Origin of the sequence: Mesorhizobium sp. LNHC229A00 (assembly GCF_000502415.1) — a bacterium.
Lineage (GTDB): Bacteria > Pseudomonadota > Alphaproteobacteria > Rhizobiales > Rhizobiaceae > Mesorhizobium.
The window spans coordinates 448,799-461,231 of sequence record NZ_AYWQ01000002.1 but is presented as its reverse complement, the minus strand read 5'-3'; the positions used below and the strand labels follow the sequence as shown (position 1 = coordinate 461,231).

At 63.6% G+C, this 12,433-nt stretch carries 6 protein-coding genes and 1 pseudogene; 3 read left to right on the top strand and 4 right to left on the bottom strand.

The genetic code is table 11. From position 1 onward, the window contains the following. Nucleotides 1–180 precede the first annotated feature (180 nt). Both gltB and X742_RS164290 read left to right on the top strand, forming a co-directional pair. Nucleotides 181–4,914 (top strand): glutamate synthase large subunit, encoded by a 4,734-nt coding sequence (gene gltB / locus X742_RS164285; protein ID WP_023770509.1) that lies wholly within the window; start codon nucleotides 181–183, stop codon nucleotides 4,912–4,914. Nucleotides 4,915–5,054: 140 nt separating this feature from the next. Next, nucleotides 5,055–6,509, top strand: a complete 1,455-nt coding sequence (locus X742_RS164290) for a glutamate synthase subunit beta (protein WP_023770508.1) — start codon at nucleotides 5,055–5,057, stop codon at nucleotides 6,507–6,509. Here X742_RS164290 and X742_RS164295 read toward each other — a convergent pair. After that, the gene (locus X742_RS164295; protein WP_084569478.1) at nucleotides 6,506–7,696 is read right to left on the bottom strand and encodes a DUF459 domain-containing protein; all 1,191 of its coding nucleotides are present in this window, start codon (nucleotides 7,694–7,696) and stop codon (nucleotides 6,506–6,508) included. The genes X742_RS164290 and X742_RS164295 overlap by 4 nt on opposite strands. A 70-nt stretch (nucleotides 7,697–7,766) precedes the next feature. Beyond that, nucleotides 7,767–8,990, bottom strand: a complete 1,224-nt coding sequence (locus X742_RS164300; protein ID WP_023770506.1) for a lytic murein transglycosylase — start codon at nucleotides 8,988–8,990, stop codon at nucleotides 7,767–7,769. Between the two features lie 202 nt (nucleotides 8,991–9,192). Here X742_RS164300 and galU point away from each other — a divergent pair, with 202 nt between their 5' ends. Further along, nucleotides 9,193–10,107, top strand: coding sequence for a UTP--glucose-1-phosphate uridylyltransferase GalU (gene galU, locus X742_RS164305; protein ID WP_031240044.1), 915 nt, complete (start codon nucleotides 9,193–9,195; stop codon nucleotides 10,105–10,107). A gap of 177 nt (nucleotides 10,108–10,284) precedes the next feature. Here the strand turns inward: galU and X742_RS1000000172090 are convergent. Together X742_RS1000000172090 and X742_RS0135965 are read right to left on the bottom strand one after the other, a co-directional pair. Beyond that, nucleotides 10,285–10,560 (bottom strand): annotated as a pseudogene (locus X742_RS1000000172090) (outer membrane beta-barrel protein); the annotation flags it as partial. Then, nucleotides 10,448–12,214: an outer membrane beta-barrel protein gene (locus X742_RS0135965; RefSeq protein WP_245275486.1), complete on the bottom strand. Its 1,767-nt coding sequence runs from the start codon at nucleotides 12,212–12,214 to the stop codon at nucleotides 10,448–10,450. The gene X742_RS0135965 and the pseudogene X742_RS1000000172090, both read right to left, overlap by 113 nt. Nucleotides 12,215–12,433 lie beyond the last annotated feature (219 nt).

Here is a 12,433-nt window from a genome sequence, read left to right as displayed (position 1 = left end):
CTGTTGTCGCGAGCGACAGGTGGACGGCCGGACGCTGGCCTGTACGATACCAGATGCGAAGCATGCGAAAAGCCGCATGGTTCGAAAAGGATTTCGCAAGACGTGCCGCGACGATCAGGGTGAGCCAAGCGCTTGCCGAGGCAAACCAGCGCCTGAAGGGCTGGAATGGAGGACAGGACAATGACGGAATTGACGCTCTCTGCGACGAACGGCCAGGCCGCGCAGACGAAAGCGGCTGCCGTCAAAAATACCTCCACCAAAAATCGCGCGACTGCCGGCGGCCTGACCGCCCAGGGCCTCTACGATCCGCGCAACGAGCATGACGCCTGCGGCGTCGGCTTCATCGTCAACATGAAGGGCGTGAAGTCGCATCAGATCGTCAAGGACGGGCTTGCCGTGCTCGAGAACCTGACGCATCGCGGCGCAGTCGGCGCCGATCCGCTGGTCGGCGATGGCGCCGGCGTGCTGGTACAGCTTCCGGATCTTTTTTTCCGTGAGGAGATGGCGGCCCAAGGTATCGAACTGCCACCGGTAGGCCAGTACGGCGTCGGACACTGGTTCATGCCGCAGGATGCGGCCCTTCGCGCACATATCGAAGAGATCGTCGCCGAATCGGCGCAGTCCGAGGGGCTGCCGCTGCTCGGTTTCCGTGACGTGCCGGTCGACAATTCGTCGCTATCGAAGGCGCCCGACATCGTCGCATCCGAGCCGTTCCACCGCCAGGTCTTCATCGGCCGTACGGCCGACATCACCGACGATGAGGAATACGAGGCAAGACTTTATCTGCTGCGCAAGGTCATATCGGGCCGCATCTACGCCGAGAACGACAACAAGGACATCGGCGCCTACTGCGTGTCGCTGTCGGCGCGCACCATCGTCTACAAGGGCATGTTCCTGGCTTATCAGGTCGGGGCCTACTACAAGGACCTCAAGGACCCGCGTTTTGAGACCGCGCTGATCCTCGTCCACCAGCGCTTCTCGACCAACACCTTCCCGTCGTGGAAGCTGGCGCATCCCTACCGCATGGTCGCCCATAATGGCGAGATCAACACGGTGCGCGGCAACAACAACTGGATGGCGGCGCGCCAGGCGTCGGTCGATTCCGAACTGTTCGGCAACAACATCTCGAAGCTCTGGCCGATCTCCTATGACGGCCAGTCCGATACCGCCTGCTTCGACAATGCGCTCGAGTTTCTGTTCCAGGGCGGCTACAGCCTCAGCCACGCCATGATGATGCTGATCCCGGAAGCGTGGGCCGGCAACAAGCTCATGGATGCCGATCGCAAGGCCTTCTACGAATACCACGCCGCGTTGATGGAGCCTTGGGACGGGCCGGCGGCGGTCGCCTTCACCGACGGACGCCAGATCGGCGCCACGCTGGACCGCAACGGCTTGCGCCCGGCACGCTACATCGTCACCGATGACGACCGCGTCATCATGGCTTCCGAGGCCGGCGTGCTGCCGGTGCCGGAGGAGAAGATCGTCCAGAAGTGGCGGCTGCAGCCCGGCCGCATGCTTTTGATCGACCTTGCCAAGGGCCGCATCGTCCCCGACGAGGAAATCAAGTCGGAGATCGCGACGAAGCATCCCTACAAGACCTGGCTCGCCAACACGCAGCTGATCCTCGAAGATCTGAAGCCGGTCGAGCCGCGCGAACTGCGCAGGGACGTCAGCCTGCTCGATCGCCAGCAGGCGTTCGGCTACACCCAGGAAGACACCAAGCTATTGATGTCGCCGATGGCGACCACCGGCCAGGAAGCCGTGGGCTCGATGGGCACCGACACGCCGATCTCGGCGATGTCGGACAAGTCGAAGCTGCTCTACACCTATTTCAAGCAGAATTTCGCCCAGGTCACCAACCCGCCGATCGACCCGATCCGCGAGGAGCTGGTGATGAGCCTGGTGTCGTTCATCGGGCCGCGACCGAACATCTTCGACCTGGTCGGCAATTCGCGCCGCAAGCGGCTCGAAGTGCGCCAGCCGATCCTGACCAATGGCGATCTCGAGAAGATCCGCTCGATCGGTCATACCGAGGACCGCTTCGACACCAAGACGATCGACATCACCTACGGGTCGAGCGAGGGTGCTGCCGGCATGCAGGGGGCCATCGACCGACTGTGCGAGCGGGCGGAGGCGGCAGTCGCCGGCGGCTACAACATCATCATCCTGTCCGATCGCCAGCTCGGACCGGACCGCATCGCCATTCCGGCGTTGCTGGCGACGGCCGCCGTGCACCACCATCTGATTCGCAAGGGGCTGCGCACCGCGGTCGGCCTGGTCGTCGAATCGGGCGAGCCGCGCGAGGTGCATCATTTCTGCTGCCTTGCCGGCTACGGCGCGGAAGCGATCAATCCCTATCTCGCCTTCGACACCTTGCTCGACATGCACAAGCGCGGCGAACTGCCCGAGGAGGTCGACGCCTACGAAGTGGTGTCGCGCTACATCAAGTCGATCGGCAAGGGCATCCTCAAGGTGATGTCCAAGATGGGCATCTCGACCTATCAGTCCTATTGCGGCGCGCAGATCTTCGATGCCATCGGGCTGAAGACCGATTTCGTGCAGCAATACTTCACCGGCACCGCGACACTGATCGAAGGCGTCGGACTGGATGAGGTCGCAGGCGAAACCGTCAGCCGTCACACGGACGGTTTCGGCAGTGATCCGGTGCTGCGCAATAGCCTCGAGGTCGGCGGCGAATATCTGTTCCGCATGCGCGGCGAGGCGCATATGTGGTCGCCCGACGCGGTCGCCACATTGCAGCACGCCGTGCGCCAGGGATCGTGGGAGACGTTCAAGGACTATTCGGCGCAGATCGACAGCGAGACGGCCCGCGCCCAGACCATACGCGGCCTGTTCAAGATCAAGCTGGCGGATGAGACCGGCCGCACCAAGGTCGCACTCGACGACGTCATGCCGGCGGCCGACATCGTCAAGCGCTTCTCGACCGGGGCGATGTCGTTCGGCTCGATTTCCAGGGAAGCGCACACCACGCTGGCGCGCGCCATGAACCAGATCGGCGGCAAGTCGAACACTGGCGAGGGTGGCGAAGAGGCTGATCGCTATCTGCCGCTGCCAGGTGGCGGCAAGAACCCCGAACGTTCGGCGATCAAGCAGGTCGCATCGGGACGGTTCGGCGTGACCGCGGAATATCTCGTCAACTCCGACATGATGCAGATCAAGGTCGCGCAAGGCGCCAAGCCTGGCGAGGGCGGCCAGTTGCCCGGCCACAAGGTCGACGCAACCATCGCCAAGGTTCGGCATTCGACGCCGGGCGTCGGCCTGATCTCGCCGCCGCCGCACCACGACATCTATTCGATCGAGGATCTGGCGCAGCTGATCTACGATCTGAAGAACGTCAATCCGGCGGCCGACGTCTCGGTCAAGCTGGTGTCGGAGGTTGGTGTAGGCACTGTCGCGGCCGGCGTTGCAAAGGCGCGCGCCGACCACATCACCATCTCTGGCTATGATGGCGGCACCGGTGCGTCGCCGCTGACCTCGCTCAAGCATGCCGGCAGCCCGTGGGAAATGGGTCTTGCCGAAACGCACCAGACGCTGGTGCTGAACGGCCTGCGCTCGCGCGTGGCGCTGCAGGTCGACGGCGGTCTGCGCACCGGCCGCGACGTCATCATCGGCGCGCTGCTCGGCGCCGACGAGTTCGGCTTTTCGACCGCGCCTTTGATCGCGGCCGGCTGCATCATGATGCGCAAATGCCATCTCAACACCTGCCCGGTCGGCGTCGCGACGCAGGATCCGGTGCTGCGCAAGCGCTTCAAGGGCACGCCCGAGCACGTCATCAACTTCTTCTTCTACGTGGCGGAAGAGGTGCGGGCGCTGCTCGCCGAAATGGGCTTCACGCATATCGACCAGATCATCGGCGACGCCGACCTTCTGGAAAAGCGCGACGTGATCCAGCACTGGAAGGCGCGCGGCCTCGATTTCTCGAAGATGTTCTACAAGCCCGATGCGCCGCATGACGCGGTGCATTGGACCGAACGGCAGAAGCATCCGATCGACGAGGTGCTCGACCGCAAGCTGATCGAACTGGCCAAGCCCGCGCTGGAGACCAAGCAACCGGTCAAGATCGAGGTCGACATCCGCAATGTCGACCGTTCGACGGGCGCCATGCTGTCGGGCGAGGTCGCCAAGCGCTTCAAGCACAAGGGCCTGCGCGAGGACACGATCCAGGTAAAACTCACCGGCACGGCCGGCCAGTCCTTCGCCGCCTTCCTGGCACGTGGCATCTCGTTCGAACTCGTCGGCGCCGCCAATGACTATGTCGGCAAGGGCCTGTCGGGCGGGCGCATCGTCATCCGGCCACCGGAAGAGGCAAGGATCGTCGCGGCCGACTCCATCATCGTCGGCAATACGGTGCTCTATGGCGCGACCGAGGGCGAGGCCTATTTCGCCGGCGTTGCCGGCGAGCGCTTCGCGGTGCGCAATTCGGGCGTGGCCGCCGTCGTCGAGGGCGTCGGCGACCATGGCTGCGAATACATGACGGGCGGCGTCGTCGTCGTCATTGGCAAAACCGGCCGCAACTTTGCCGCCGGCATGTCGGGCGGTGTCGCCTATGTGCTGGACGAAGCAGGTGATTTCGCCGAGCGCTGCAACATGGCCATGGTCGAGTTGGAGCCAGTCCCGGAAGAAGATGATCTGATGGAAAAGCTGCTGCACCATGGCGGCGATCTCGACCACAAGGGCCGCGTCGACGTGTCCGGCGATATGACCAGTCATGACGAAGAACGGCTCTACCAGCTGATCTCGAACCACGTGCACTACACGGGTTCGGTGCGCGGCCGCGAGATACTCGACGACTGGACGATTTTCCGGCCGAAATTCCGCAAGATCATGCCGGTCGAATACCGCCGCGCGCTGATCGAGATGGAACGCATGCGCATGGGCGTCGCGGCCGAATAGATTTGAGAATTGCCGGGGAGCCCAGGCTTCCCGGCCCCCTTCATCGACTGTTTGACCTCGGGCTCAAGGTTGCCACGGCTGCCTCAAGAGGTTAACGGGTGCGGCGAAAACCGCACCATCTGGACAGCAGGAACTGGACTATGGGCAAGGTAACAGGCTTTCTCGAAATCGACCGGCAGGTGCACAAGTACCAGCCGGCCTCCGACCGCATCCGGCATTTCCGTGAATTCACGCTGCCGATGTCGGACAAGGAGGTCGAGAAACAGGCCGCGCGCTGCATGGATTGCGGCATTCCGTTCTGCCATGGGCCAACGGGCTGCCCGATCCATAACCAGATCCCCGACTGGAACGACCTCGTCTACAACAGGGACTGGGACAACGCGATCCGCAACTTGCACTCGACCAACAATTTCCCGGAGTTCACCGGCCGCATCTGCCCCGCGCCTTGCGAGGAAGCCTGCACGCTGAACCTCGAGGACATTCCGGTCGCCATCAAGACGGTGGAGCAGGCGATCGCGGACAAGGCTTACGAGACCGGCCATATCAGGCCCTATCCGCCGGAGAAGAAGACCGGCAAGCGGGTCGCCATCATCGGCTCCGGCCCGGCCGGCATGGCGGCCGCCCAGCAGCTTGGCCGCGCCGGTCACGACGTCCACGTCTATGAGCGCGAGAGCCGCCCCGGCGGGTTGATGCGCTACGGCATTCCCGACTTTAAAATCGAGAAGCAATATATCGACCGGCGCATCGAACAGATGCAGGGCGAGGGCGTCACCTTCCATTGCGGCGTCAATGTCGGCGTCGACAAGCCCGTGGCTGAACTCCTCGCCGAATATGACGCCGTGCTCTATTGCGGCGGTTCGGAAACGCCGCGCGCTGCCGGCATTCCCGGCGACGATCTTGGCGGCGTGCATGACGCGATGCCCTATCTGGTGCAGCAGAACCGCCGCGTCGGCGGCGAGCCGATCCAGTCGGTGGCATGGCCGTCGCATCCAATCATCGCCGGTGGCCAGCATGTCGTCGTCGTCGGTGGCGGCGACACCGCGTCCGACTGCGTCGGCACCGCCTTCCGCCAGGGCGCGGTGCGCGTCACCCAGCTCGACATCCGTCCGCAGCCGCCCGAGAAGGAAGACAAGCTCTCCGTCTGGCCCTACTGGGCGACCAAGATGCGCACCTCGTCCTCGCAGGCCGAGGGCGCCGAACGCGAATTCCAGGTGGCGACGCTCGAATTCATTGGCGAGGAAGGCCAGCTTACGGGCGTGAAGTGCTGCGAGGTCGACGACAAGCGCAAGCCGATCGCCGGCACCGAATTCGTCATCCGCGCGGATCTCGCCTTTATCGCCATCGGCTTTGCCGGCCCGGCGGTGGCGGGCGTTGCGGCGGAACTCGAGGGTGAAATGAAGATCACCACCGACAGCCGCCGTTCCAGGAATGTCGAAGCCAATGACCGCGACTACAGTACGAGCGTCGACCGGCTCTACGCGGCGGGCGACGTTCGCCGCGGCCAGTCGCTGGTCGTCTGGGCGATCCGCGAAGGTCGCCAGGCGGCACGCTCGATAGACGAGGCGCTGATGGGGACGACCGTCCTGCCGCGCTAAGGGCTGATCGCCGTGGTGGTGTCGGACGCTGCCGCCGTCGCCGGACTTGCCTTGGGCGGCTGGGAAAAGTCGTCGGCGCGACCTGGGGAAGCCTCCGGCGCCTTGCCCTCGATCACCAGCCTTTCGCCAGGAAGAGCCGGATTGGCCTTCGGCGGCGGGGCGGCGCCGAGCAATTCTGTGCCGCCGTCGAGCGCGGGATCGCTGAGCAGCATGGGTTGGGTGCGATCGATGACGATAGGCGCTGCCGCCGGAGCGGGGGTCTCGACCGGTGCGCCCGCCGGCGCCGTCGTCGGTGCCACGCTTCCCGGCGCGGCCAGTCCAAGGATCTTAAGCAGTGGCTTTTCGGTATAGAAGGCGAGCTTGCGCTTGCCGGCTTTGGACACGTTGATGCCGTCATCGGCGCGCAGTCGCACCGGCTGGCCGTTCATGTCGGGGCCAGAGGTGACGAAGGCGCCGTTCTCGTCGACGAAGCCGTCCCAGACATCGACGAATTCGCCGCCGTGGCTTTCGGCCGCCTTGTGGTAGATGTCGTTGAAGGCCAGCATGTCGGAGGTCATCTTCGGCACCCGGAAGGCCGGCATGCCGACCCACAGGAAAGGCACCTTGGCGGTGGCGATTGCCTTGCCGAGCTCATCGGTGCGGCGCTCGTATTCCTTGATCCAGTTTTCGGAGCGGGGCTGTTCGCGCACGTCGCCGACCTTCATTTGCTGGCGGTCGTTCGAACCCAGCATGACGACCACCGCGGCGGGTTTTTCGGTGTCGATCAGCGATTTGATCTGTTCGGGCCAGTTGTAGAAATCATCGCGCACGAAGCCTGACGAGCCATTGCTGCGGACAACGATCCTGACGCCGGTATTCTCGGCGAAGGCTTCGTCCAGCCCCTCGGCGAGGCCAGCCGCCATGAAGTCGCCGACCACCAGGACTGTGCGGGCGTCCGGCGCTTTTTCGACCACGGGCGCTGCCGGCTCCTCGGTAAGGCGAGGCGCACGAGGTTTCTTCTTCGGCTTAGGTTTCGCCTTCTGGATGTCCTGCGGCGCCTCGACCCGCTCGCCGCGGCGCGGAAACAGAAGGTCGCGCAAAGACCAGCCCCGGCTCTGCTGCGGCTGTTCTTGCGCCATGGCTGGGGCATGGACGGCTCCGGCCACGGCAATGGCGAGCACGGCGATGGCCAGGATCAGCACCGGCATGCGACGAACAAACGTCCCGACGCGCGTATGCCAAACCAATCGCTCCCTCCCTACTCAACTTCGTCAGGCTCTATTTCTGCCTGAGCCATTTCAGCACTTCCAAGCTCGGATAGCCATCCTGGGTCAAGCCAACCTTGGCCTGATAAGCCATGATGGCGGTCTTCGAGCCGTCGCCGATCTTGCCGTCGAATTTGCCGTCATAAAGGCCGTGCTGGGAAAGCCGCTTCTGCAACTCCTGCCGTTCCTCGAAGCTGAGCTTGGTAAAAGGCCGGTTCCAATCCTGGACCAGGCCGCTGCCGCCGGCGATCTCATCGGCAAGCAGACCGACGGCGAGCGCGTATTTGTCGGCATTGTTGTAGGCCTTGATGACCGAAAAATTCCTGACCATCAGGAAGGCCGGCCCGCCACGACCGTCCGGCACTTTCAGCGTCGCCTTGTCGGTGAGGTTCTTGAACGGCTTGCCGCTGGCGCGGCCCACGCCGAGCGCCTGCCATTGCGCCAGCGTCTTCGACCCGGCGGGAAGTTTGCCGGCCGGCAAGGTGACTTCGTAGCCCCAGGTCTTGCCGGCCTGCCAGCCATTCTTCTTGAGCAAATTGGCTGATGTCGCCAGCGCATCGGGGACGGAATTCCAGATGTCGCGCTTGCCATTGCCGTCCATGTCGACGGCATAATGCTGGTAACTGGTCGGGATGAACTGGGTCTGGCCCATGGCGCCCGCCCAGGAGCCCATCAGGTGGCTCTCGTCGATATCGCCGGTTTGCAGGATCTTCAGCGCCGCGACCAGCTGGGTGCGGGCGTATTTCGACCGTTTCGCGTCGCCATAACCCAAAGTCGCCAGCGAACGGATGACGTTGCGCATGATGTCGTCGCGCTTGAGAATTTCGCCATAGTTCGATTCCATCGACCAGATGGCCAGGAGAACGTAGCGGTCGACGCCGAATCTTGCCTCGATCTTGTCCAGCCAAGGCTTCCATTTCTTCGCCATCTGCCGTCCGACGGCGACGGACTGGTCATGGACGCGGTTGTCGAAATAATCCCAGGCAGGCGCGGTGAATTCGGGCTGGGTGCGGGCCTTCTCCAGTACCACCGGATCGGGCTCGTTGATGCCCCGGAAAGCCTGGTCGTAGACGGCGCCGGAAACGCCACCCGCCACGGCGGTGGCACGGAAGCCCGCGACCCATTGCCGGAAACCGGCGTCGGCGAAGGCCGGCCCGGTGGGGACAAGCAAAGCGAGCGAAAGGCTGGCCGCCGTCATGACGCTGGCGAAACGTTTTGCGGCATTGCGAACGGACATCTTTTCCTCCTTCTCTGTCCTAGGAAAGACCATTCATCGCCGAACCGGGTTAGGAATTAGTTTACCATAGGCGTCGNCTGGAACGAAAAGACACCTCGATGCTTTAACCGGTGGGAGTTTCCCTCAGCCGCCCCACTAATCTTCAATCCCGGCGCGAAAATGTCGGGGGACGGGGATTGCGGAGCTGGCCAGCAAACGGATAATTGAAAGTATGAAGAGAGTTCGCAAGGCAGTTTTCCCGGTCGCCGGTCTCGGTACGCGGTTTCTCCCGGCCACCAAGGCTGTTCCCAAGGAGATGCTGACCGTCGTCGACAGGCCAGTCATCCAGTATGTCGTCGATGAGGCGCGCGAGGCTGGCATCGAGCATTTCATCTTCGTCACGGGCCGCAACAAGGCGGTCATCGAGGACCATTTCGATATCCAGTTCGAACTCTATGACACGCTGGCACAGCGCGGCAAGGACGAGCAGCTTGCCCGGCTGCAGCGGCTGCAGCCGGCACCGGGACAGACCAGCTTCACCCGCCAGCAGGTGCCGATGGGTCTTGGCCATGCGGTCTGGTGCGCGCGCGAACTGGTCGGCGACGAGCCGTTCGCCCTGTTATTGCCCGACATGATCATGCAGTCGGAAAAGAGCTGCACGAAGGCGATGGTCGAGCTCTACGAGGAGACCGGCAACAACATCATCGCCGTGCAGGAATGCGACCCGGCGGAGGCTCATAAATACGGCATCGTCGGACGCGGCGAAGACACGCATCACGGCTTCCGCATCACCGAAATGGTCGAGAAGCCGAAGTCGGGTACCGCGCCGTCCAATCTATACATCAACGGCCGCTACATCCTGCAGCCCGAGATCTTTGGAATTCTGGAAGGCCAGGAAAAGGGCGCCGGGAACGAGATCCAGCTCACCGACGCGATGCTGAAGCTGGAGAAGCAGCAGGCCTTCTACGGCTACCATTATAAGGGCCGCACCTTTGATTGCGGTTCGCCGGAAGGTTTCGTCGAGGCCAATGTCGCTTTCGCGCTGTGGCGCAGCGACATGAACCAGAGCATGGCCGGCGTCATCCGCACGCTGCTCGACGAGATGAAGCCATCAGAACGGCGCGGGGCAGCCTTTTAGAGTATGCCGATATTCAGGTGATGCCGGCCTGCGAATGGCCGCTCGTACGATTCCCAGTTCTACTGCGTCGCAGTACAACTGTGCTCACGTACTCAAAGTACGCTCCGCTCCGGTTCTCGGTATCAGCCATTCTCGACTCGGCCTGACCTGAACCTCGACATGCCTTGGCGCACGCCTTCAACGCTGCACTTTCACCCCGACGAAGATGCTGTTGGCGGTGTAGTCGCGGCCGGGCAGATTGCTGGTCAGCTTTTCGGTCCTTACCCGGCTGGTGAGGCCCGCATAGCGGTTCAGCCACCAGGTCAGCCCGGCCTCGGCGCTCAAGATCCTGTCGTGGCCGTCAATGCCGACATAGTCGCGCCAATCCAGGCCCAAGGCCGCATTCGCGGTAAGATCGGATCGGATCACGCGCTCGCCCGTCAAGCGTCCGGAGTAGAGGATGTCGCCGCTTTCGCCCGATGTGGTCGTGGTCTCGACGGTGGTCTTGCCGGTCAAGCCGATAGTGGTGNTCGCGCCAATCCAGGCCCAAGGCCGCATTCGCGGTAAGATCGGATCGGATCACGCGCTCGCCCGTCAAGCGTCCGGAGTAGAGGATATCGCCGCTTTCGCCCGATGTGGTCGTGGTCTCGACGGTGGTCTTGCCGGTCAAGCCGATAGTGGTGCCGCGCTGCGGCGACCATTTGAGGTCGGCATTGAGAGTGGCCCCCGAAATCGCTTCCAGGCTGTTATCGTCGATCGCCTCCCTGAGCCAACCGGCCGAGAATTCGCCCGACAGCTTCTCACCCAGTTCGAGTTGAAGGCCGGCGCGGGCGCCAAGACGCGTCGAGGAGCGCTCGAAGCCTTCATTGTCGATGCGCTGGTCGTACGCCCGGCGGCCGACCTCGATCTCGGTGAAGGGCGTGAGCGCCGGGGAAATCTCGTAGCCGGTGCGCAAGGTTGCAGTGTAGAGCGTGTTGTCCTGATCTTTCTGCGACAGCGAAGTGCCGTCAGAGAGCTTGGCGTCACCGTAGAAGTCGTGCGAGACCGCCCCGGTCAACGTGTACTGCATCTTGCCGACGGCCTTTTCGACGCCGATGCTGCCGTCGATGGTCTGCCGCAGCGGCTGGGTACTGACGCCGGCGATGGCATCGGGCGAGGACGCGGATTCCGGCACGGCTTCGTAGCCGAGCTTGGCGATGGCGCGCAATTCATGGTCGAGGTCGACATCGAGCTGGCCTTCGATGCGGCCTTGGGCATCGTGAACCGGGTAGCCCGACACGGTTTCACGGAAAATTCCGTAGCCGTCGATGGTCGCGGAGTTTTCACGCCAGTCGGAAGCGGCGGTAAAGCGCAGCGCCGTCTCGGACAGCAGAGCCGATGTGCCCACACTGCTCGAATCGCCGTTCGTCGTCGCCGTCAGCCCCTGTTCGATGGTCGGCCGGATGATGAAGGAGCCCCATTTGACGCCGGTGGCNGCGAACGGATCGTCCTCGGGTTTCTTGTTCAGGCCCTCGATTGCAGCCGTGCGCTCGGCGCCAGCGTCGAGTTTCTGCTTGTCCACACTGTCGATGGTGAGTGCACGGCGATTGGCCGCTTCCTGATCCGCCGCGTTATCGCCGGTGTCGTCCGTCGCGGCCGTCGTGGCGGTGGTGGTTGGGTCCGTAGCCGCCGTGGTGCTCTTTTTCTTCTTCTTTCTGTCGGCGACCTTGTCCTTTGCCTTGTCGGCCGCATTCTGCCTGGCGGCCGAAGCGCGGCGTGGCTTGGGTGGCGTGGGTGCGTCGGCGGAGGCGTCGTCGCTGGCCTGGGGCGGGTCGAAGACGCTGGTGGTCGAGTTCGCGGCGTCCGCGTCGTCAGGAACGGCGCCGGCGCTGGCCGGCAGATACGTTCGCGCCGGCGCATTGTCCTGCGCGGCAGCGTTGGCCGCCGCTTGCTGGGCAAGAACCAGGTTTCTCGCCTTGCGCTGCTGGTCGGACAGGATCGCCGATTCCGACACTTCTCCGCGCAGTTCCGTTTCCTGGGCATGGAGTGGCGCAGGGCGCAGCAAGGCAAGGACGCTGGTCGCCAGCAGCAAGGCGCAGATCGCGTTGCCCTGTCGCCCTCTCAATTTTTCTGGCTGGACCCCGGACATCGCCACCACTGCTTGCGCGGCGCACGCGCGCCATACTTACCGAACCGTAAATGGGGATGGTTAACGGAGGGTTGAGGCCGCGCGCGCCACTGGCTCCAAACGCGTATTTCCGCGGGCGACAATGCGGGTCCGCATCCTGCCTTCTATTTTGATCCTTGTCGTCGTCCCCGACGACCGCGCACATCCGGCCGTCATGCAGAGGCCATTTCCGTTGGACAG